The 22,735-nt window shown below is 71.3% G+C and carries 16 protein-coding genes; 7 read left to right on the top strand and 9 right to left on the bottom strand.

The genetic code is table 11. The features are described 5' to 3' along the window. Positions 1–50 precede the first annotated feature (50 nt). From ACWDA7_RS13750 to ACWDA7_RS13760, 3 genes are all read right to left on the bottom strand, one after another. Complete coding sequence (locus tag ACWDA7_RS13750) at positions 51–3,782, bottom strand: ABC transporter ATP-binding protein (RefSeq protein WP_450604326.1); 3,732 nt, start codon at positions 3,780–3,782, stop codon at positions 51–53. Positions 3,783–3,898: 116 nt separating this feature from the next. Continuing rightward, positions 3,899–4,942: an esterase-like activity of phytase family protein gene (locus tag ACWDA7_RS13755; RefSeq protein ID WP_450604328.1), complete on the bottom strand. Its 1,044-nt coding sequence runs from the start codon at positions 4,940–4,942 to the stop codon at positions 3,899–3,901. Positions 4,943–5,008: 66 nt separating this feature from the next. Further along, positions 5,009–5,929 carry a serine hydrolase gene (locus ACWDA7_RS13760; protein WP_450604329.1) on the bottom strand — a complete coding sequence of 307 codons (921 nt, stop codon included), beginning with the start codon at positions 5,927–5,929 and terminating at the stop codon, positions 5,009–5,011. A gap of 230 nt (positions 5,930–6,159) precedes the next feature. Between ACWDA7_RS13760 and ACWDA7_RS13765 the strand changes: the two genes are divergently transcribed. Next, on the top strand, positions 6,160–6,780 hold the full coding sequence (locus ACWDA7_RS13765) for a DUF7691 family protein (protein WP_450604331.1): 621 nt from the start codon (positions 6,160–6,162) through the stop codon (positions 6,778–6,780). Between the two features lie 82 nt (positions 6,781–6,862). On the opposite strand, the gene ACWDA7_RS13770 is transcribed toward ACWDA7_RS13765, so the two are convergent. From ACWDA7_RS13770 to ACWDA7_RS13780, 3 genes are all read right to left on the bottom strand, one after another. Continuing rightward, positions 6,863–8,548, bottom strand: coding sequence for a thiamine pyrophosphate-binding protein (locus tag ACWDA7_RS13770; protein WP_450604332.1), 1,686 nt, complete (start codon positions 8,546–8,548; stop codon positions 6,863–6,865). Then, a complete protein-coding gene (speB, locus tag ACWDA7_RS13775) occupies positions 8,545–9,549 on the bottom strand; it encodes an agmatinase (protein WP_432928042.1) in 1,005 nt (334 codons plus the stop codon). Before speB ends, ACWDA7_RS13770 begins: the two co-directional genes overlap by 4 nt. 105 nt (positions 9,550–9,654) lie before the next feature. Continuing rightward, positions 9,655–11,115 carry a sodium:solute symporter gene (locus tag ACWDA7_RS13780; protein WP_450604334.1) on the bottom strand — a complete coding sequence of 487 codons (1,461 nt, stop codon included), beginning with the start codon at positions 11,113–11,115 and terminating at the stop codon, positions 9,655–9,657. A gap of 195 nt (positions 11,116–11,310) precedes the next feature. Between ACWDA7_RS13780 and ACWDA7_RS13785 the strand changes: the two genes are divergently transcribed. Then, on the top strand, positions 11,311–12,939 hold the full coding sequence (locus tag ACWDA7_RS13785; protein ID WP_450604335.1) for a PucR family transcriptional regulator ligand-binding domain-containing protein: 1,629 nt from the start codon (positions 11,311–11,313) through the stop codon (positions 12,937–12,939). A 66-nt stretch (positions 12,940–13,005) separates the two neighbouring features. After that, the gene (locus ACWDA7_RS13790) at positions 13,006–13,794 is read left to right on the top strand and encodes a phosphatase (RefSeq protein ID WP_450604337.1); all 789 of its coding nucleotides are present in this window, start codon (positions 13,006–13,008) and stop codon (positions 13,792–13,794) included. A gap of 177 nt (positions 13,795–13,971) precedes the next feature. On the opposite strand, the gene ACWDA7_RS13795 is transcribed toward ACWDA7_RS13790, so the two are convergent. From ACWDA7_RS13795 to ACWDA7_RS13805, 3 genes are all read right to left on the bottom strand, one after another. Next, positions 13,972–14,838 (bottom strand): acyl-CoA thioesterase, encoded by an 867-nt coding sequence (locus ACWDA7_RS13795; protein WP_450604338.1) that lies wholly within the window; start codon positions 14,836–14,838, stop codon positions 13,972–13,974. Positions 14,839–14,873: 35 nt separating this feature from the next. After that, the gene (locus ACWDA7_RS13800) at positions 14,874–16,031 is read right to left on the bottom strand and encodes an acyl-CoA dehydrogenase family protein (RefSeq protein ID WP_432939184.1); all 1,158 of its coding nucleotides are present in this window, start codon (positions 16,029–16,031) and stop codon (positions 14,874–14,876) included. Positions 16,032–16,152: 121 nt separating this feature from the next. Continuing rightward, a complete protein-coding gene (locus ACWDA7_RS13805; protein ID WP_450604340.1) occupies positions 16,153–16,761 on the bottom strand; it encodes an SACE_7040 family transcriptional regulator in 609 nt (202 codons plus the stop codon). A gap of 86 nt (positions 16,762–16,847) precedes the next feature. Here ACWDA7_RS13805 and ACWDA7_RS13810 point away from each other — a divergent pair, with 86 nt between their 5' ends. The 4 genes from ACWDA7_RS13810 to ACWDA7_RS13825 are packed head-to-tail and all read left to right on the top strand — an operon-like array spanning position 16,848 to position 22,524. Next, the gene (locus ACWDA7_RS13810) at positions 16,848–18,464 is read left to right on the top strand and encodes a carboxyl transferase domain-containing protein (protein WP_450604341.1); all 1,617 of its coding nucleotides are present in this window, start codon (positions 16,848–16,850) and stop codon (positions 18,462–18,464) included. A 9-nt stretch (positions 18,465–18,473) separates the two neighbouring features. Beyond that, positions 18,474–20,423, top strand: coding sequence for an acetyl/propionyl/methylcrotonyl-CoA carboxylase subunit alpha (locus ACWDA7_RS13815; protein ID WP_450604343.1), 1,950 nt, complete (start codon positions 18,474–18,476; stop codon positions 20,421–20,423). After that, positions 20,420–21,358, top strand: coding sequence for a hydroxymethylglutaryl-CoA lyase (locus ACWDA7_RS13820; RefSeq protein ID WP_450604344.1), 939 nt, complete (start codon positions 20,420–20,422; stop codon positions 21,356–21,358). The genes ACWDA7_RS13815 and ACWDA7_RS13820 overlap by 4 nt, the downstream gene beginning before the upstream one ends. Before the next feature lie 5 nt (positions 21,359–21,363). After that, positions 21,364–22,524, top strand: a complete 1,161-nt coding sequence (locus tag ACWDA7_RS13825) for an acyl-CoA dehydrogenase family protein (RefSeq protein ID WP_450604346.1) — start codon at positions 21,364–21,366, stop codon at positions 22,522–22,524. Positions 22,525–22,735 lie beyond the last annotated feature (211 nt).

Raw genomic sequence — 22,735 nt, forward strand, 5'->3', positions numbered from 1 at the left:
AATCACCGCACTCCCGTCGTCCGGCCGGCCGAACGACGGGAGTGCCGGCGTCATGCCGTGGAGCCCACCGGCTCCTCCTGCTCGGGCTCGCCGATGAACGTCTGCCACAGCTGCGCGTACCGACCGCCGATCGCCAGCAGTTCCTCGTGGGTGCCGTCCTCGGTGACCCGCCCGTGGTCCATCACGACCACGCGGTCGGCGCGGGCGGCCGTAGTCAGCCGGTGGGCGACCACAAGCGTCGTACGGCGGCCGGCGAGACGGTCCGTCGCCTGGTTGACCTGCGCCTCGGTGGCCAGGTCGAGCGCGGCGGTCGCCTCGTCGAGCAGCAGGACGTCGGGGTCGACCAGTTCCGCGCGGGCCAGCGCGATCAACTGCCGCTGTCCGGCGGACAGGTTGCGGCCGCGCTCGGCGACCTCGTGCAGATAGCCGCCCTCCAGGGTGGCGACCATGTCGTGCGCGCCGACGGCCCGCGCCGCCGCCTCCACCTCGGCGTCGGTCGCGTCCGGACGTCCGTAGGCGATGGCGTCCCGGACGGTCCCCGCGAACAGGTACGCCTCCTGCGGGACGACGCCGAGCCGGTGCCGGTAGGAGGAGAGGTCGAGGGAGCGCAGATCGGTGTCGTCGACGAGCACCCGGCCGCGCGTCGGGTCGTAGAAACGGGCGACGAGCTTCACCAGGGTCGACTTGCCCGCACCCGTCTCGCCGACGAAGGCCACGGTCTGCCCGGCAGGGATCCTCAGGTCGACACCGCTGAGCGCCTCCTCGTCGTCGCCGTAGGCGAAGTCGACGCCCTCGAAGGTGATGTCGCCGCGCAGCGACGGCACCTCGAGCGGCTTCTCGGCGGCCTTCGTCGTGGTCGGCTCCCGCAGCAGTTCCTGGATACGGCCGAGCGAGACCGAGGCCTGCTGGTAGCCGTCGAAGACCTGGGACAGCTGCTGCACCGGCGCGAAGAACAGGTCGATATAGAGGAGATACGCGACCAGCGCGCCCGTCGTCAGTGTCCCCGCGTCCACCCGGTGCCCGCCCACGATCAGGACGGAGGCCGCGGCCACCGAGGACAGCAGCTGTACGAAGGGGAAGTACACAGAGATCAGCCACTGGCCGCGGATGCGCGCCTGGCGGTAGCTGTAGCTGCCCTCCGTGTACCGCCGCCCGCCGTCCTCCTCGCGCCTGAACGCCTGCAGGATCCGCAGCCCGGACACCGACTCCTGGAGATCCGCGTTGACCGTCGACACCCGCTCGCGGGCCAGCTCGTACGCCTTCACACTCGCCCGGCGGAAGAAGACGGTGGCCACGATCAGCGGCGGCAGTGTGGCGAAGACGACGAGCGCGAGCTGTACGTCGATCACCAGCAGCGCGACCATGATGCCGAAGAAGGTGACGACGGAGACGAAGGCGGTGACGAGGCCCGTCTGCAGAAACGTCGACAGCGCGTCCACGTCGGTCGTCATCCGGGTCATGATCCGGCCCGCCAGCTCCCGCTCGTAGTAGTCGAGTCCGAGCCGCTGGAGCTGGGCGAAGATCTTCAGCCGGAGTGCGTAGAGCACGCGTTCACCGGTTCGTCCGGTCATCCGTGTCTCACCGATCTGCGCCGCCCACTGCAACAGGACGGCGAGCAGCGCGAGCAGGGACGCGGCCCAGACCGCGCCGACGGCCATCCGGGAGACGCCCTGGTCGATGCCGTGCCGGATCAGGATCGGCAGCAGCAGGCCCATGCCCGCGTCGACGGCGACCAGGCCGAGGCTGGCGAGGAGGACCAGGCCGAAGCCGCGCAGCAGCCGGGTCAGTCCGTACGACTCCTCGGGCCGGATCGCACTTGCCTCGTCGATCTCCGGGGTGTCGTCGGCCGGCGGCAGCTTCTCCACCTGGGCGAGGAGCTCGGGAGTGGCGGGGGTGCCGGTCAGCGCGGGGTCCTTGGGCTCACGGTCACCGGTCCACAGGTGCGGCGTGACCCCGCGCTCGGCGTCGAACTCGGCGTCCAGCTCCTCCCGGACCGTGGTGTCCTCCTGCGGGGAGACGAGCGGCACATGGCCCGGGGAGACGCCGCCCAGCTCGTCGGGATCGGTCAGCAGCCGGCGGTAGAGGGCGGACCGCTCCTGGAGTTCCTCGTGCGTGCCGATGTCGGCGAGCCGGCCGCCGTCGAGGACGGCGATGCGGTCGGCGAGGTTGAGGGTCGAGCGCCGGTGGGCGATCAGCAGGGTCGTCCGGCCCTGCATGACCTGCTTCAGCGCCTCGTGGATCTCGTGCTCGACACGGGCGTCCACCGCGGAGGTCGCGTCGTCCAGGACCAGCAGCCGCGGGTCGGTGAGGATGGCACGGGCCAGCGCGACGCGCTGGCGCTGGCCGCCGGAGAGGGTCAGCCCGTGCTCGCCGACCGTGGTGTCGTACCCCTCGGGCAGCTCGGTGATGAAGCGGTCGGCCTGCGCGGCACGCGCGGCCTGCCGGATCTGTTCCTCGGTGGCGTCGGGGCGGCCGTAGGCGATGTTGTTGCGGACCGTGTCGGAGAAGAGGAAGGAGTCCTCGGGGACGAGGCCGATGGCGGAGCGCAGCGACCCGAGGGTCAGCTCGCGCACATCGTGGCCGCCGACAAGGACGGCGCCGTGCGTGACGTCGTAGAAGCGCGGCAGCAGCAGCGAGACCGTCGACTTGCCCGAGCCGGAGGAGCCGACGACGGCGAGGGTCTCACCGGGGCGGATCTCGAAGGAGAGGCCGTCGAGGACCGGCCGCCCGTCGCGGTAGGCGAAGGAGACGTCGTCGAACTCGACGGTCGCCGGAGCGTCGGCGGGCAGTTCCTTGGTGCCTTCCTTGAGCGAGGGCTCGGTGTCGATCAGTTCCAGCACCCGCTCGGCGCCCGCACGGGCCTGCTGGCCGACGGTGAGGACGACCGCGAGCATGCGCACCGGGCCGACGAGCTGGGCGAGGTAGGAGGAGAAGGCGACGAACGTGCCCAGCGTGATGTGGCCGTGCACCGCGAGCCAGCCGCCGAGCGCGAGCATGGCGACCTGGCCGAGGGCGGGCACGGCCTGCAGGGCGGGGGTGTACTTCGCGTTCAGCCGGATGGTGCGCAGCCGCCCCGCGAAGAGCCGGCGTCCGACTTCCCTCAGCTTCCCGGTCTCCTGCTCCTCCTGTCCGAAGCCCTTCACCACGCGTACGCCGCTGACGGCGCCGTCGACCACACCCGCCACGGCCGCGGCCTGGGCCTGGGCGTACCAGGTGGCCGGGTGCAGCCGGGTGCGGCTGCGCTTGGCGATGAACCACAGGGCGGGCGCGACGGCCAGTGCCACGAGCGTCAGCGGCAGTGACAGCCACGCCATGATCACCAGAGAGATCAGGAAGAGGAGGAGGTTCCCGATCGTCATCGGGAGCATGAACAGCAGTCCCTGGATCAGCTGGAGGTCGCTGGTGGCGCGGCCGACGACCTGGCCGGTGGACAGCTCGTCCTGACGCCGTCCGTCCAGCCGGGTGATCGTCGTGTACATCTCCGTCCGCAGGTCGTGCTGGACGTCGAGGGCGAGCCGTCCGCCGTAGTAGCGGCGGATGTAGGTGAAGACGTAGACGAGGACGGCCGCGCCGATAAGGGCGCCGGCCCAGGGCGCCATGGACCGGGTGTGCTTGCCGACCACGTCGTCGATGATCACCTTGGTGACCAGCGGGACGAGCGCCATGACGGCCATGCCGCCGAGGGAGGACCCCAGCGCGAGGACGACATCCGCCGGATGACGCCAGGCGTAGCCGGCGAGCCTCCACGCCCAACCTCGCGTTTCCCCCTGGTGCGCTGTCACGCCGGTGCCCTCCTCGAGACCTGATCTTCCGGAAGGCACCAACGCGAACCGAAGCGGATTTCATCCCTCCGCAACAATTCCGAGACCAAGGTCCCAGGAAGGGTGGTGCCCCGGACCTAGGACGCCGTGGCGTGCGGGAGACGGACGCGCAGGGAGTACAGACGGGTGATCTGTGCCGCGTTCTGGTTGTCGTCGCTGACCAGGAGGACGTTCAGCCGACCGTGCGAGGCGCCCGTGATCGTCATGCCCTCGATGTTGTCGAGGAGCGGGTTCGGCTGGGGCTGCTTGGCCGTCGCTCCCAGTGACGGGCAGTTCACGATGTCGGCCAGGAGCGTCTTTTTGACCAGGCGTACGCCGGTCTGCCCCGTGAGGTTCTCGATGCCGCTCGTGTCGGTGGCGTGGCGCAGGTCGGCCAGGTAGAGGCGGACGGTGTTGCCGTACCCGGCGGTGAACCCGCGCTCCAGGACCAGCAGACGCCCGTCGGGGGTCGCCGTGGTCTCGGAGACGCCGAGACCCGCATCCGCGCGGTAGCCGTACTGGGCCGCGAGCGCGAAGTGCCGCCCGTGCCGCGACCAGGTCTGGAAGCGCACGGTGCGGGCCGTGTCGCCGCTCAGCGAGCCCTCCATGCCGGCGAGCAGCCGGTGCCCGCCGGGCAGCAGCGTCAGGCCCTCGAAGGTCTGGTTCGAGGTGGCGCGCCCAGCCGGGGCGACCCGGAGGGAGTCCGGCACCGGCAGACGGTCGAGGATCTTGCCGTCGCGGGAGTAGCGGCGTACGGACGGCTCGGTCTCGGAGGTGACGAGACGGGTGCCGTCGCGGTCCACGACCAGCCCCTCGGAGTCGAGCGCGGCGCCGTTCTCGTCGGCGAGGTTCACCACGCTCGTGGGCGCGAAGGTCTTGCGGTCCAGGGTGAACAGCGAGGAGCGGTCGGAGAGCGCGGCGATCCGGCCGTCGCTGTCGATGGAGAGCGCGGAGAAGTTGCCGACGAACGTACCCTCGTACGTCGTCTTGTCCAGGGCGTCGGAGAAGCCCTTGATGTCGACGGTGGAGGAGCAGGCGTGCGCGGCCGTGCCGGTCGCTACGGCGGCGGGCCTGGCGGCGGCCGGCCAGGCGGCCGCCGCCAGGGTGGCGGTGACGGTGGCGAGAAGCATGCGCAGGCGCATGGCGCCACCGTAGGGCGAGCCGGTGGAGCGTGCATGGACTCGCCGTGAATCGACGGGAGCCGGACGTCAGCTCGCGGGAACCGCGGGCATGACCTCCTGCGGCGTGCTCGTGGGCACGTACGCGGTCGTGGCGGTGGTCGTCGGCACCAGATCCTTGTGGATGGCCTTGGCTACGTTCTGGATGGTGGTGACGCCGTAGCTCATGGTGCTGTTGTCCTGGGTGAGCACGGTGATCATGTAGTCGTGGCCGCGCCCGTTGAACGTGCCGACGCTGTGGATCCGCCAGCCGTGCGTGGCGCGCTGCAGCCAGCCGTTCTTGACGTGCACGGAGACGCCGGACGGGGCGCCCGCCGGGGTGCCCCAGCGCTGCGAGGAGATGACCTTCCCCATCAGCTTCAGGATGTACGCGCGGGAGTTGTCGCTCAGCACGGTGTTCTTGGCGGTGACGAGCTTGAGCAGCTTCTGCTCGTCCTGCACGGTGATCTGGGTCAGGCCCCAGTAGCCGTTCGCGCCCGGCTTGGTCTGGGTCATGCCGGCGGCCGTGAGGAAGCCCTTGATCTTCGTCAGGCCGAGCTGCTTCCACAGCGCGCTGGTGGCGTTGTTGTCCGACTTGGTGATCATCGCCGTGGTGAGGCTGACCTCACGAGAGGTCAGATAGCGGTTGTGCTTCTTGGCGTCCCACAGCAGCGTGGCGAGCACAGTGACCTTGACGACACTGGCCGAGTCGTAGGCACTGGTGGCGCGTAGCGAGCAGGTGGTGTTGGTGGAGCGGTCGTAGAGGCCGACCGCGACGGTCCCCTTGCGGCCCGCGAGCGCTGCGGTGATGTCCTTCTGCAGTTTGGCGGCCAGGCCCGCCTTGCCCGACGTACAGGCGACCGTCGGCGTGGCGGCAGCGGCCGGCGCGGCGCTCGCCACGAGCGGTATGAGCACCCCGGCACCGAGGCTCGCGCAGAGCACACGGGCGCGCCGGGACATCCGGTGAGTCATGGAGTCCCCATCTTCTTGGTGGAATCGGACGTGCCCCGGCACGTCCGAACTCATGACGCACGGACACGGGTGAATGGTTGTACGGAGGACGGCGCTTTCCCCGCTCCGCGCCCGCGGCTCCCTCTGCCGGCGGGGACGCCGCCCGGCGGCGCGCCCCTGACCCCCGTCCTGCCGGGGGCTGTTGCGATCATGGGCGGACGCGTCCGGAGCACGGGGAGGAAGAGGAAACAGTGAGCTATTGCCTGGAGATGAGCACCGGCGACATGCGCAGCGTCATGCGGCTGCTCACCGCGGTGGAGCCGACGCCGCAGCAGGAACGGCTGCTCGGGATCGTGCGTGAGAGGTGCGCGAAGACCGACGCCCGGTTCCACGACCAGGGCATCGATCTCGGAGTCTCCGTCGGCCAGGCGCTCGAAGAACTGCTGGAGGGCGCACCCAGCGTGGACGTGAGCCCCGCGTACACGTACGCCTTCCACGAGGTGGTGGCGTGCCACTTCTCCGACACCGTGGACCTCGGGTCATGGCGGCGGATGTCCTGGTTCCACTCCGTGGACGACGAGCTGGCCCGGCACGGCGTGCCGTCGGATCTGCGGCCGGGCACGTTCTTGTTCAGCGGGCCGCCGGTGGGGCTGCCGCACCCCGGCGACATCGTTCCGCAGATCGGCGTCCTGCCGGCCCCCCGTGCCGCCGCGCTCTGCGACGCGTACGAGGCGGTGCTGGACCGGCTGGATCCCGACCACCAGGGGACGGTCCGCAGGTTCGCCGAGGTGCTGCGTGTCGAGGCCGAGGAGTGGGAGAGTGCCCGGAGCCTCGGCCAGACGAACGACACGATCTTCTTCTGGTTCCGCTGATCCCGTCCGGGCCCTTGAATCCGTCTCCGGCGGTCCGATCCCTTGAGTCCGTCTCCGGCGATCAGGTTCTGGTCGGGCTGCGTCACTCCAGGTGCGTCGGGGCGAACATCCGCAGGACCGCCGGGAGGACGACCACCGAGGGGCCCGGCTGGGCAAGGGCCTTCGTGAGGTCGTCCTGAAGGGACTCCGGGGTGGTGCGGACCCCCGGGACACCGAAGGACTCGGCCAGCGCCACATAGTCAGGGCGGGCCAGCTCCGTCCCCGTGGCCTCACCGAAGGCGTCCGTCATGTACTCGCGCAGGATGCCGTAGCCGCCGTCGTCCACGATCAGCCACGTCACGTTCAGGTCGTACTGCCGTGCCGTCGCCAGCTCGGCGATGGAGTAGAGGGCTCCCCCGTCGCCCGAGACCGCGAGGACCGGGCGCGTCGGGTCCGCTACGGCCGCGCCCAGCGCCGCCGGGAAGCCGTAGCCGAGGCCGCCGGCGCCCTGCGCCGAGTGCATGGTGTTGGCGCCTCGCGGGTCGAAGGCCGACCACGCCCAGTACGCGAGGATCGTCATGTCCCAGAAGGACGGGGAGCCGGAGGGCAGGGCACGCCGCACCGACGCCAGCACCTGCTGCTCCAGGGTCAGTTCCTGGGACGCGATCCGCTCGGCGACCCGCGCCAGCAGCGCCCGCACGCGCTCGGGGGCCGCCGCGTCCTCCCGTACGGACACCGTTTCCAGCAGGGCCTGCAACGCCAGGCGTGCGTCCGCGTGGATGCCCAGGGCCGGCTGGTTGGACTCCAGCTTGCCGAGGTCCGCCTCGATCTGGATCACCCGGCCGCGCGGCTTGAACGTGTAGTAGTTCGAGGACAGTTCGCCGAGTCCGGAGCCGACCACCAGCAGGACGTCCGCGTCCTCGAGGAAGTCCGTGGTGTGGCGGTCCTCCAGCCAGGACCGGAGGGAGAGGGGGTGCTCCCAGGGGAAGGCGCCCTTGCCGCCGAAGGTGGTCACCACCGGGGCCTGGAGCCGCTCCGCGAGCGCCAGGAGCTTTCCGGAGGCGTCCGCCCGGACCACTCCCCCGCCCGCAATGATCGCCGGACGGGCGGCCTTGGAGAGCAACTCGGCGGCCACAGCGGTCAGTTCGGGGCGCGGCATCAGTTCCTTGGGGGCCGCGTCCATCGCCGTCACCACCGGCAGGCTCGTCTCCTCCAGCAGCACGTCCTGCGGGATCTCCACCCACACCGGCCCGTGCGGGGCCGTCAGCGCCGACGTCCACGCCTCCGCGATCGCCGACGGGATCTGGGACTGGGTGCGGACGGTGTGGACGGACTTGACCACGCCACGGAACGAGGCCGCCTGGTCGGGAAGTTCGTGGAGGTAGCCGTGGCGGCCGCCGCCCAGGCCCGCGGTCGGGATCTGGCTGCTGATCGCGAGGACCGGGGCCGAGGCCGCCGCCGCCTCCTGGAGCGCGGCCAGCGAGGTCAGCGCGCCGGGGCCGGTGGACAGGAGCAGCGGTGCCGCCTCGCCCGTGATCCGGCCGTACGCGTCAGCCGCGAAGCCCGCGTTGTTCTCCACCCGCAGTCCGACGTACCGCAGATCGGAGCGGCGCAACGCGTCGAACATGCCGAGTGCGTGCTGGCCGGGCAGTCCGAAGACCGTCGTCGCGCCCAGCCCGGCCAGCGTCTCCACGACCAGGTCCCCGCCGTTGCGGCCGGGGGGAGGGTTCAGCGCGGCCTCGGTCTGCGCCGCCGTCGGACGGAGGACCAGGTCGTGGTCGTGGGTCACTTGGTCTCGGTCTCCTCACCGGCGCGGGCGGCCGCGATCTGCCGGGTCATGATGGTCGTGAGTTCGTACGCGGTGTGCGACGCGGCCACCGACGTGATCTCCGCGTGGTCGTATGCGGGCGCCACCTCGACGACGTCCGCCGAGACGAGGTTGCAGGAGGCAAGGCCGCGCAGGATCTCCAGCAGCTCGCGCGAGGTCATGCCGCCGGCCTCGGGCGTGCCCGTCCCGGGGGCGTGGGCCGGGTCGAGGCAGTCGATGTCGATGGAGATGTACAGCGGGCGGTCGCCGATGCGCTGGCGGAGCTGGTCGGCGACCTCGTCCGCGCCGCGCCGGTAGATGTCGGCGGAGGTGACGATGCCGAAGCCCATCTTCTCGTCGTCGGTGAGGTCCTGCTTGCCGTACAGCGGGCCGCGGGTGCCGACGTGGGAGAGCGCGGAGGTGTCGAGGATGCCCTCCTCGACGGCGCGGCGGAACGGGGTGCCGTGCGTGTACTCGGCGCCGAAGTACGTGTCCCAGGTGTCGAGGTGGGCGTCGAAGTGCAGCAGTGCCACGGGGCCGTGCTTCTTCGCGACCGAGCGCAGCAGGGGCAGCGCGATGGTGTGGTCGCCACCGAGCGTCATCAGGCGGGCGCCCGTGCCGAGCAGCTCGTCGGCGGCGGCCTCGATGGTCTCCACCGCCTCGTTGATGTTGAAGGGGTTCACCGCGATGTCGCCGCCGTCCGCGACCTGGGCCAGCGCGAAGGGGGAGGCGTCCTGTGCCGGGTTGTACGGGCGCAACAGGCGGGACGCCTCACGGATCGCGTTGCCGCCGAAGCGGGCGCCGGGACGGTAGGAGACGCCCGAGTCGAACGGCACGCCGACCACCGCGACGTCGGCGGTGCCGACCTCGTCGAGGCGGGGCAGCCGGGCGAAGGTCGCCGGACCCGCGTACCGCGGGATGCGGGACGAGTCGACGGGGCCGCGGGGCCGGCTCGCGCCTGCGGTGTTCTCGGTGCTGCTCATCGTCGGACTCCTCCGGGTCTTGCGTGATTCTTCCAGTGTCGCGGACGCCACGGCGGGGCCCGCACGGCCCGGCAGCCGCCGGGCTGCCGGGCCGAAGCAACGGGGCTAGACGCCCACGGCCGCCGGCTCCTCCGTGTGCGCCGCGCCGCGTCCCGCCAGCCGCTCGCGCCAGGTGGCCAGCACCGCCTCGTCCGTCGGCTTCGTCGCGAGCGACACCACGACGTACGCCGCCAGCGACGCCAGCAGTCCGTAGTAGACGGGCTCGTTCGCGAGGATGCCGTAGGACGCCATCAGGCCGATGACGGCGAGACCGCCGACCACCACCGAGGCGAGGGCGCCGTGCACGGTGCCGCGCTTCCAGAGCAGTCCGCCCAGGATCGGCACGAGCAGGCCGCCGACGAGCAGGTTGTACGCGACGGTGAGCGCCTCGACCACGTTGTCGATCGCGATGGCCGTACCGATGACGCCCACCCCCATGATCAGGATGAAGGCGCGGTTGCCCTTGACCTCGTCGTGCACGCCCTCGTCGCCGCGCACGGCACCGCGCAGCCGCGACCAGATGTCGTTGTTGGCGACAGTCGCGCACGCGATGAGCGCGCCGGAGGAGGTCGACATCACCGCGGCCAGGGCGGCGGCCAGCACCAGCCCCCTGACACCCACGGGAAGTTCGTGCTTGACGATGGTCGCGAAGGCGTCGTCGGGGCTGCCCAGGTTCGGGTAGAGGACCTTGGTCGCGGTGCCGATGACGGCACCGGCGAGCGCGTAGGCCAGGCAGTAGGTACCGGCCACCGTGCCGCCCCACTTGGCGGTCTTGTCGCTGCCCGCGGTGAACACGCGCTGCCAGATGTCCTGCCCGATCAGCATGCCGAACGTGTAGATCAGGACATAGGTGAAGATCGTCTCGCCGCCGATGCCCAGCGGGTCGAAGTACGTGGTCGGCAGCTTGGCCTTCATCTCGCTGAAGCCGCCGGCCCTGACGACCGCGACGGGCAGCAGCAGGAGCAGGACGCCGATGGTCTTCACCACGAACTGCACCATGTCGGTGAGCGTGATGGACCACATGCCGCCGAGCGTCGAGTACGCGACGACGATGGTGCCGCCGAGGATGATCGCGACGGTCCGGTTCATGTCGAAGAGGACGTCGAAGATGGTGGCGTAGGCGATGGTCGAGGTGACCGCCAGCATGAGGGTGTACGCCCACATGACCAGGCCCGATATCACCCCGGCCCGGCCGCCGTACCGCAGGTCGAGCATCTCGGAGACGGTGTAGACCTTCAGGCGGGCGATGCGCGCGGAGAAGAAGACCGACAGGGCGAGCAGACCGAGGCCGATGGTGAACACCATCCACGCGCCGGAGAGCCCGTACTGGTAGCCGAGACCGACGCCACCAATGGTGGACGCGCCGCCGAGGACGATCGCCGCCATGGTGCCGGAGTACATCGCGGGCCCGAGCCGGCGGCCCGCGACGAGGAAGTCACTCTTGGACTTGGCGCGGCGCATGCCCCACCAGCCCATGGCCAGCATGCCGGCCAGATAGACGACGATCACTGTGTAGTCGACGGCCATGCGGGGTCTCCTTCGCGCACTTTCCGGTGGCGTGTCGTGCAGATGCGTGGGGGGCGGGGGGCGCCGGCAGCTCCTCGCGGGGACATCCGCCCGTACCCGCGGCTGCCGGTCTGGACCGACCCTAGGTGGCCGGAAAGCGACTGCGAAGTGTACGTTTCATCCATTCAAGCGGACGGGGATGGAGGGTACGCACACATGCCGGACGCATCCTCACCAACGGTGCCGCCCACCCCGCCCATCCCGCTGTCGGCGCTGCTGGCCCGGGAGGACCTGGCTCTGCGCCAGATCGCCGGACCGGCCGACCCCGGCATCGTCATCCACTGGGCGCACACATCGGAGATGGCCGACCCCTACCCGTATCTGCTCGGCGGCGAGCTGCTGCTGACGGCGGGCGTGCACGTGCCCGGGCCGGCCGGCTCGGGCGGCTACTTCGACGAATACGTCTCCCGGATCGTGGCGGCCGGCGGCGCGGCCCTCGGTTTCGGCCTCGCCCCGGTGCACGACACGGTGCCCCGGACCTTGGTGACGGCCTGCGACGCGCAGGGGCTGCCGCTCCTCGAGGTGCCGCCGCAGACCACCTTCTCCGGCGTGGCCCGCGCCGTCTGGCAGCTGATGGCCCAGGCCCGCCTGGCCGAGCTGCGCCGGGTGACGGAGGCCCAGCAGAGTCTGGCGGCCGCCGCCTCCCGCCCGGACCCGGTGCCGTCCGTGCTGCGGCAGCTGGCCCAGCGGGTGGGCGGCTGGTCGGTGCTCTACGGGCCCGACGGGAGCCGGACCGCGGCGGCGGGCCGGGAGCCGGGGCCCGAGGCGCGGGCGGCGATGGCGGAGCTGGCGCAGGTCGTGCGGCCCGCCGGGGCGGCGCCACGGCCGCCGTCCCGTTCCGCGGCGGCCGAGCAGCCGGACGGTCCCGCGGGGGCGGTCCGCCCGCAGCCGGCCGGGAGACCTGCGCCGTCCTCCGCCGCCGACACCGTCGCCGGGACCCATCTGGCCGCCTACGCCCTCGCCCCCGGTCAGGGCTTCGTCCTCGGTGTGGCCTCCCCGCAGCGCGACACCGGTGACCACACCATCGCCTCGGTGGCCGCGGTCCTCCTCTCCCTCCTCACCGGCGAGCACCGGAGCGGCACGGGTGCCGCGCGTTCGTCGGCGCTCGTTCGGCTGCTGCTGGGAGCCGCGCCGGAGGAGGTGGCGCCGCTGCTCGGGACCGAGCGGTGGCTCGTCGTCCACGCCCGGCCGGACGCACCGCCCGCCGGGGCCACCGGGCCGCGCCCGGCCGGCACGGACCCCCACGGCGGCATGCCCGTCTCCGCGCTCGGCGCCGCGCTCGGATCCACACTGATCGACGTCACGGAGGGGATCGTCAGGGTCCTCGTCCCGGCCGACCGCGAACCGGCGCCGCAACCCGGCTGGACCCTCGGCATCAGCGCTCCCGCCGCCCCGCACGACTGGCCCTCCGCCGACGCCCAGGCGGCCCGCGCCCTGGCCCGCGCCCGCGCCACCCGCGCGGCCCTGGTCCGGCACGGCAACCGCCACGGCCTCGCCGACCTCGTCCCCCGCGAAGAGGCCGAGGCGCACGCCCGCGCCCTCCTCGCCCCGATCGACACCACCCCCGCGCTCACCGAGACCCTGCGCACCTGGCTCTCCCTGCACGGCAGCTGGGACCGCACCGCGGTGGCCCTCTCGGTGCACCGCAACACGGTCCGGCAGCGCATTGCCCGCTGCGCGACGCTACTGAACGCGAACCTGGATGATCCGGACATACGGATGGAACTGTGGTTCGCGCTGAAACAGCCGGGACAGGGCTGTCGGACCGACCTTGCCCGGCGCTGAGTGACGCACGTCCCACGGTGCGGAACGCCGGCCGGCCACGCGGAGCGCACCGGCAGAATGGGGGGCATGCCGATACCCGGGACCCCCAGCCGCGCCGAGCTCGTCGACCACCTCGTACAGACCCGTATCGCGGGCGACGTCGCCACGCCCCGCGAGAACAACCTCTCCCACTACCGCAAGCTCGCGAACGGCGACCGCAACTTCTGGCTGGGCCTGGAGCTCGGGGACCGCTGGACCGACGAGCAGGACGTGCTCGCGGTCATGGCGGAGCGCTGCGGCGTCAACGACGACCCCGAGTACCGCTACGGGCAGGACACCATCGATCCCGAGCTGACCGTCGACGCCCTCGACCGCTTCGCGGCCCGTCTGCGCAAGGCCGCCGCCGGCGAGCAGCGCGTCCTGCTGGCCACCGGCCACCCCGGCGGCCTCCTCGACGTCCACCGGGCCACCGCCGCCGCGCTGCGCACCGCCGGCTGCGAGATCGTCGTCATCCCGGAGGGCCTCCAGACGGAGGAGGGCTACGTCATGCAATTCGCCGACGTGGCCGTCCTGGAGCACGGCGCCACCCTCTGGCACACGCACTCCGGCGAGCCGATGCGCGCGATCCTGAAGGGCCTGCAGGCCGAGGGCCGCGCCCTGCCCGACCTGGTCGTCGCCGACCACGGCTGGGCGGGCTGCGCGGGCCAGATGGGCATCGACTCCGTCGGCTACGCCGACTGCAACGACCCGGCCCTGTTCCTCGCCGAGGCCGAGGGCACGGTCCAGGTGACGGTCCCTATCGACGACCATGTCACGAGCCCCCGCCACTACGACCCGATGACGGCGTACCTGCTCAATGCGGCGGGGCTGGCCTGAGCGATCCGGAAGGTCGTACTCCGACCAGCCGACGGCTAGATCATCGCAAGCTTGCCTCTCGCTCGTCGGGCCCCGTATCGACCCGGAGTTGATCCGGCGCGACTGAGCCGACTCCGGGTCGGGGCAACACAACGGGGGGGCGCCCGAGCGGGCGAGCCCCCTTCCGGCCTCGCGGCGTCACCGCGGGACCCGGACCACACCTTCCTGGATCACCGAGATCGCCAGCCGCCCGTCCTGGGTGTAGATGCGGGCCTGGCCGAGGCCGCGGCCGCCGTACGCCGACGGGGACTCCTGGTCGTACAGAAGCCACTCGTCGGCCCGGAACGGGCGGTGGAACCACATCGCGTGGTCCAGCGAGGCCCCGACGACATCGCCGACGGCCCAGCCGCCGCGTCCGTGCGCGAGCAGGACGGAGTCGAGGAGCGTCATGTCGGACACGTATGTGGCGAGGACGACATGCAGCAGGGGGTCGTCGACCAGCTTGCCGTTGGTACGGAACCACACCTGGGAGTGCGGTTCGCGCGGCTCGCCGAACTTGCCGTACGGCGGCTCGTCGACATAGCGCAGATCGACCGCCTCGCGCGCCTCGCGGAACCGTTCCACCACATCGGGCGGAAGGTGGTCGTAGCCGCGCATCCGCTCGTGCGAGGTGGGCAGCGTCTCCGGGTCGGGCGCGGGCGGCATCGGGGCCTGGTGGTCGAGGCCTTCCTCGTACGTCTGGAAGGATGCCGAGAGGTGGAAGATCGGCTGTCCGTGCTGGATCGCCACGACACGGCGCGTGGTGAAGGAGCGGCCGTCACGGATGCGGTCCACGGTGTAGACGATGGGCGCGCCCGCGTCCCCCGGACGCAGGAAGTACGCGTGCAGGGAGTGGGCGGACCGGTCGTGGGGGACCGTCCGTCCGGCGGCGACCAGCGCCTGGGCCGCCACCTGCCCGCCGAAGACGCGCGGGACGACGGCGGACCGGGACTGACCGCGGAAGATGTCCTCCTCGATCTGCTCCAGGTCGAGCAGATCGAGGAGGGACTGCAGTGCCTGACTCATGAGGTCAGTTGTATCCGGCAGACTTTTCGCGGACCTTACAGGCCCATGTCCTTGGCGATGATCGTCTTCATGATCTCGCTGGTGCCGCCGTAGATGCGGTTGACGCGGTTGTCGGCGTACAGACGGGCGATCGGGTACTCGTTCATGTAGCCGTAGCCGCCGTGCAGCTGGAGGCAGCGGTCGATGACGCGGTGCGCGACCTCGGTGCAGAACAGCTTGGCGCTCGCGGCCTCGGCCGGGGACAGCTCACCGGCGTCGAGGGCCTCCAGGGCGCGGTCGGCGACCGCCTCGGCGGCGTCCACCTCGGCCTGGCAGCCGGCCAGCTCGAACTTGGTGTTCTGGAAGTGGGCGACCGGCTTGCCGAAGACGGTGCGGTCCTGCACGTACTGCTTGGCGAACCGGACGGCGGCCTTGGCCTGCGCATAGGCGCCGAAGGCGATGCCCCAGCGCTCGGAGGGCAGGTTGGCCCCGAGGTAGTAGAAGCCCTTGTTCTCCTCGCCGAGGAGGTCCTCGACCGGGACCTTCACGTCGACGAACGCCAGCTCGGCGGTGTCGGAGGTCTTCAGGCCGAGCTTGTCGAGCTTGCGGCCGACGGAGTAGCCCTCGGACTTGGTGTCCACGGCGAACAGGGAGATGCCGTGGCGGCGGTCCTCGGCGGTCGCCGGGGAGGTACGGGCGCAGACGATGACCCGGTCGGCGTGCACGCCGCCGGTGATGAAGGTCTTGGCGCCGTTGAGGACGTAGTGGGTGCCGTCCTCGGAGAGCTTGGCGGTGGTCTTCATGCCCGCGAGGTCGGAGCCGGTGCCCGGCTCGGTCATCGCGATGGCCCACATCTCCTCGGCGGAGACGAACTTCGGAAGGAAGCGCTTCTTCTGCTCGTCGGTCGCGAGCATCTTGATGTAGGGCAGGGCGAGCAGCACGTGCACGCCGGAGCCGCCGAAGTTGACGCCCGCGCGGGCGGTCTCCTCGTACTGGATCGCCTCGAACTTGTGCGTGTCCAGGCCGGCGCCGCCGAACTCCTCCGGGACGTTGATGCCGAAGAGTCCCAGCTCGGCCAGCTTGTAGTAGAACTCGCGCGGCGCCTGGCCGGCGGCGAACCACTCGTCGTAGACCGGTACGACCTCGGCCTCGATGAAGGCGCGCAGGGTCTCCCGGAATGCCTCGTGATCCTCGTTGAACACCGTACGGCGCACCGCCGCCACCTCCACCTGGCTCTGTCTAAGCGCTTGCTCAGACTGAACCGTACCGGCGGGTACGGACACCCGTCCAGGGGAGCAGACCCGTAACGCTCGTCACGCTTGCGGAGCAGCCCGCTCAGTCCTGCCTGGCCGCCGCGAACGCCCCCCTCGCCATCCGGTGCAGCAGCTCGGCCGTCACCGCACGCCCCGGCAGGGCACCCGGCCGCCCGAGGTGGGGAGTCGAGTTCAGCAGGCCGAACACCGAGTGCACGGCCGAGCGGGCGGTCGGCTCGGTCAGGCCCGGATACACCTCACGGACGACCTCCACCCACAGCTCCACGTACTGCCGCTGAAGCTGCCGCACGAGCTTGCGGTCGCTGTCCCGGAGGCGGTCCAGCTCCCGGTCGTGCAGGGTGATCAGGGGACGGTCGTCGAGCGCGAAGTCGATGTGCCCCTCGATCAGCGAGTCGAGGACCGTCTCGGGGTCGCGCCCCTCGGGTCCCCCGTCGGCCTCGGCGACCCGTCGCCTCGCCCCGGTCAGCAGCTGCCCGCTGATGCCCACGAGCAGCTCGGCGAGCATCGCGTCCTTGCCCGCGAAGTGCCGGTACAGACCGGGTCCGCTGATGCCGACCGCGGCCCCTATCTCGTCGACCCCTACACCGTGGAAGCCGCGCTCGGCGAAGAGCCGGGCGGCCTCTTTCAGGATCTGCTCACGACGGGTGGGTGCGTCGGTTCTCGTGGCCATGAAATCGATTCTAGACAGGGAGGTTAGCGCTCGTTAACCTGGAGGAAATGCGTTAACGCTCATTAACAAGGTGAGGGGACCGCAGGATGCTGGAGGCACCGGAGCTGACGAGCGCGGCCGATCCCGCGTCGGAGGCCTGGCGGGCCAATGAAGAGGCGCACCGCGCGCTCGGCGAGGAGCTGCGGGCCAAGCTGGCCGCGGCCCGGCTCGGCGGCGGCGAGAAGGCCCGTGCGCGCCACACGGCGCGCGGCAAGCTGTTGCCGCGCGACCGCGTGGACACCCTGCTGGACGCGGGGTCGCCCTTCTTGGAGCTGGCGCCCCTCGCCGCCGACGGGATGTACGACGGGCAGGCGGCCGCCGCCGGGGTGATCGCCGGGATCGGGCGGATCAGCGGCCGCGAGTGCGTGGTCGTGGCCAACGACGCCACGGTCAAGGGCGGCACCTACTACCCGATGACGGTGAAGAAGCACCTGCGCGCCCAGGAGGTGGCGCTCGAGAACCGCCTTCCCTGTGTGTATCTGGTCGACTCCGGAGGCGCCTTCCTGCCCATGCAGGACGAGGTGTTCCCCGACCGCGAGCACTTCGGGCGGATCTTCTACAACCAGGCCCGCATGTCCGGCGCCGGCATCCCCCAGATCGCCGCGGTGCTCGGATCCTGCACGGCCGGCGGGGCGTACGTCCCGGCGATGAGCGACGAGGCCGTGATCGTGCGCAACCAGGGCACGATCTTCCTGGGCGGCCCGCCCCTGGTGAAGGCGGCCACCGGTGAGGTGGTGACGGCCGAGGAGCTGGGCGGCGGCGAGGTCCACTCGCGGGTGTCGGGCGTGACCGACCACCTCGCGGAGGACGACGCGCACGCGCTGCGGATCGTGCGGACCATCGTCTCGACCCTCCCCGCGCGCGGGCCGCTGCCCTGGGAGGTCGTCCCGTCGACGGAACCCAAGGTCGATCCGTTCGGCTTGTACGGTGCGGTGCCGGTCGACTCGCGCACGCCCTACGACGTACGCGAGGTCATCGCGCGCGTGGTGGACGGTTCGCGCTTCGCCGAGTTCAAGGCGGAGTTCGGGCAGACGCTCGTCACCGGCTTCGCCCGCATCCACGGCCACCCGGTCGGGATCGTCGCCAACAACGGCATCCTGTTCTCCGAGTCCGCCCAGAAGGGCGCCCACTTCATCGAGCTGTGCGACCAGCGCGGCATCCCGCTGGTCTTCCTGCAGAACATCTCCGGCTTCATGGTCGGCCGCGACTACGAGGCGGGCGGCATCGCCAAGCACGGGGCCAAGATGGTCACGGCGGTCGCCTGCACACGCGTACCGAAGCTCACGGTGGTCGTCGGCGGCTCGTTCGGCGCGGGCAACTACTCGATGTGCGGCCGGGCGTATTCGCCGCGCTTCCTGTGGATGTGGCCGAACGCGAAGATCTCGGTGATGGGCGGCGAGCAGGCCGCGTCGGTCCTCGCGACCGTCAAGCGCGACCAGTTGGAGGCCCGCGGGGAGTCCTGGCCCCTGGAGGACGAGGAGGCCTTCAAGGCCCCGATCCGCGCCCAGTACGAACAGCAGGGGAACGCCTACTACGCGACGGCCCGACTGTGGGACGACGGCGTGATCGACCCGATGGAGACCCGGCAGGTGCTGGGCCTGGCCTTGACCGCCTGTGCCAACGCCCCACTGGGCGAACCCGGCTTCGGCGTCTTCCGGATGTGAGGGGGATCCATGTTTGACACGGTGCTTGTGGCCAACCGGGGCGAGATCGCGGTGCGCGTCATCCGTACCCTGCGCTCGCTCGGCGTGCGCTCGGTGGCCGTCTTCTCCGACGCGGACGCCGACGCCCGGCACGTCCGGGAGGCCGACACGGCGGTACGGATCGGGCCGGCGCCCGCGGCCGAGAGCTATCTGTCCGTGGAGCGGCTGCTGGAGGCCGCGGCACGGACCGGCGCCCAGGCGGTGCACCCGGGGTACGGCTTCCTCGCGGAGAACGCCGCGTTCGCGCGGGCGTGCGCGGAGGCGGGCCTGGTCTTCATCGGGCCTCCCGCGGAGGCGATCTCGCTCATGGGCGACAAGATCCGCGCCAAGGAGACGGTGCAGGCGGCCGGGGTCCCCGTCGTCCCGGGATCGAGCGGGAGCGGGCTCACGGACGCCGAGCTGGCCGACGCCGCCCGGGAGATCGGCATGCCGGTGCTGCTGAAGCCGAGCGCGGGCGGCGGCGGCAAGGGCATGCGGCTGGTGCGGGAGCCGGAGAAGCTCTCCGACGAGATCACCGCCGCGCGCCGCGAGGCCCGGGCGTCCTTCGGCGACGACACACTCCTCGTGGAGCGCTGGATCGACCGGCCCCGCCACATCGAGATCCAGGTGCTGGCCGACGCCCATGGGAACGTGGTGCACCTGGGCGAGCGCGAGTGCTCCCTCCAGCGCCGCCACCAGAAGATCATCGAGGAGGCACCCAGCGTCCTCCTCGACGAGGCCACCCGCTCGTCGATGGGCGCGGCGGCCGTTCAGGCGGCCCGCTCGTGCGGCTATCGCGGCGCGGGCACGGTGGAGTTCATCGTCCCGGGCGGCGACCCCTCCGCGTACTACTTCATGGAGATGAACACCCGCCTCCAGGTGGAGCACCCGGTCACCGAGATGGTCACCGGTCTCGACCTGGTGGAGTGGCAGCTGCGGGTGGCCGCGGGAGAGCCCCTGCCCTTCGGGCAGGAGGACGTCACGCTCACCGGACACGCGGTGGAGGCCCGTATCTGTGCCGAGGACCCGGCCCGCGGCTTCCTCCCCTCCGGCGGGCGGGTGCTGTCGCTGCACGAGCCGCAGGGCGACGGGGTGCGCACCGACTCGGGCCTGACCGAAGGCACCGAGGTGGGCAGCCTGTACGACCCGATGCTGTCGAAGGTCATCGCGTACGGCCCGGACCGCGCGACCGCGCTGCGCAAACTGCGGGCGGCCCTGGCGCAGACCGTCACCCTGGGCGTGCAGACGAACGCCGGTTTCCTGCGCCGTCTGCTGGCCCATCCGGCGGTCGTGGCGGGCGAGTTGGACACCGGGCTGGTGGAGCGCGAGGTGGACGGCCTGGTACCGGCCGAGGTGCCGGACGAGGTGTACGAGGCCGCGGCGGCCGTCCGCCTGGAGGCACTGCGACCGCGGGGCGAGGGCTGGACGGATCCGTTCTCCGTGCCGAGCGGCTGGCGGCTGGGCGGCGAACCCAAGCCGGTGTCCTTCCCGCTGCGGGTCCTGGAGCCGCTGGAGTACGCACCCCGGGGCAGCCACACGGTCACCGAGGACTCGGTGTCCGTCGTCCTGGACGGTGTCCGCCACACCTTCCACCGCGCCGCCGACTGGCTCGGCCGCGACGGCGACGCCTGGCACGTGCGCGACCACGACCCGGTCGCCGCGTCGCTCACCGGTGCCGCCCGCTCCGGTACCGACTCGCTGACCGCGCCCATGCCCGGCACGGTCACCGTCGTGAAGGTGGCCGTCGGGGACGAGGTGGCCGCGGGGCAGAGCCTGCTGGTGGTCGAGGCGATGAAGATGGAGCACGTCATCTCCGCCCCGCACGCGGGGACCGTCGCGGAACTCGACGTCACCCCGGGCACGACGGTCGCCATGGACCAGGTGCTGGCCGTGATCGCGCCGCACGAGGACGACAGCGTGGAGACGGAGGGGAAGGAATGACCGCTCAGGGACTTCCCATGGTCGTACCGTCCGAGGACCTGCCCCCACGGGTCAGGATCCACGAGGTGGGCGCGCGTGACGGACTGCAGAACGAGAAGCGCACGGTCCCGACGGAGGTGAAGGCGGAGTTCATCCGCCGGCTCGCCGACGCGGGCCTGACCACCATCGAGGCCACCAGCTTCGTCCACCCCGAGTGGGTGCCCCAACTCGCGGACGCGGAGGAGTTGTTCCCGCTCGTCCACGAGCTGCCGGTGGCCCTTCCCGTCCTCGTCCCGAACGCGCGCGGGCTGGACCGCGCCCTCTCGCTCGGCGCCAAACGGATCGCCGTCTTCGCCAGCGCCACCGAGTCCTTCGCCAAGGCCAATCTCAACCGCACGGTGGACGAGGCCCTGGCCATGTTCGACCCGGTGGTTCGGCAGGCCAAGGACCGCAAGGTGCACGTCCGCGGCTATCTGTCGATGTGCTTCGGCGACCCCTGGGAGGGCCCCGTCCCCATCCACCAGGTCGTCCGGGTCAGCAAGGCGCTCATGGACATGGGCTGCGACGAGCTGAGCCTCGGCGACACGATCGGCGTGGCGACACCGGGCCATGTCCTCAACCTGCTCTCCGAACTGAACGAGGAGGGCGTGCCGACCAGCACGATCGGTGTCCACTTCCACGACACCTACGGCCAGGCGCTCGCCAACACCCTGGCCGCGCTCCAGCACGGCGTGACGACCGTCGACTCCTCCGCGGGCGGCCTCGGCGGCTGCCCGTACGCGAAATCCGCCACCGGAAACCTCGCCACCGAAGACCTCGTGTGGATGCTTCAGGGCCTCGGCATCGAGACCGGGGTCGATCTGGGCCGGCTCACCGCCACGAGCGTGTGGATGGCCGCCCACCTGGACCGGCCCAGCCCGTCCCGCACCGTCCGAGCCCTCTCCCACAAGGAGTGAATCCCATGGACCACCACCTCTCCCCCGAGCTGGAGGAACTCCGGCGCACGGTCGCGGAGTTCGCTCGCGACGTCGTGGCACCCAAGATCGGCGACTTCTACGAGCGCCATGAGTTCCCGTACGAGATCGTCCGCGAGATGGGCCGCATGGGCCTGTTCGGGCTGCCGTTCCCGGAGGAATACGGCGGCATGGGCGGCGACTATCTGGCGCTGGGCATCGCGCTGGAGGAACTGGCCCGTGTGGACTCCTCGGTGGCCATCACCCTGGAAGCGGGCGTCTCCCTGGGCGCGATGCCTCTGCACCTCTTCGGCACCGAGGAGCAGAAGCGCGAGTGGCTGCCCCGGCTGTGCGCGGGCGACATACTGGGCGCCTTCGGCCTCACCGAGCCGGACGGCGGCAGCGACGCCGGAGCGACCCGTACGACGGCCCGCCTGGACGCGGACACGAACGAGTGGGTGATCAACGGCACGAAGTGCTTCATCACCAACTCGGGCACGGACATCACGGGTCTGGTCACGGTCACGGCGGTCACCGGCCGCAAGCCGGACGGCAAGCCGCAGATCTCCTCGATCATCGTCCCGTCCGGCACGCCTGGCTTCACGGTGGCGGCGCCGTACTCGAAGGTCGGCTGGAACGCCTCGGACACCCGTGAGCTGTCCTTCCAGGACGTCCGCGTCCCCGCCGCCAACCTGCTCGGCGAGGAAGGCCGCGGCTACGCCCAGTTCCTGCGCATCCTGGACGAGGGCCGCATCGCCATCGCGGCGCTGGCGACCGGTCTGGCCCAGGGCTGCGTGGACGAGTCGGTCAAGTACGCCAAGGAACGCCAGGCCTTCGGCCGGCCGATCGGCGCCAACCAGGCCATCCAGTTCAAGATCGCCGACATGGAGATGAAGGCCCACACGGCCCGACTGGCCTGGCGCGACGCCGCCTCCCGCCTGGTCTCCGGCGAACCCTTCAAGAAGGAGGCGGCCCTGGCGAAGCTCTACTCGTCCACGGTCGCCGTCGACAACGCCCGCGACGCCACCCAGATCCACGGCGGCTACGGCTTCATGAATGAGTACCCGGTGGCCCGCATGTGGCGGGACTCCAAGATCCTGGAGATCGGCGAGGGCACGAGCGAGGTGCAGCGGATGCTGATCGCCCGGGAGCTGGGGCTGGTGAGCTGACCCACCCGCGACCGCGGGTTCACCGCGCGCGGAGCGTGGAGTACGCGAAGATGCGCGCGATCGCCGGCGAACGCACGGCGTAGGCGAGGCACTTGAAGGGGTCGGACGGCCGGGATCGGCCGTCCGACCCCTTCCTGGCTGTGGCAAGCCTGATGAAGCGCCCTCAGCCGTGTATCCGCAAGCAGCCGGACGTGGGTTCGCCCCTCACCAC

The organism is Streptomyces sp. NPDC001156 (assembly GCF_053598275.1).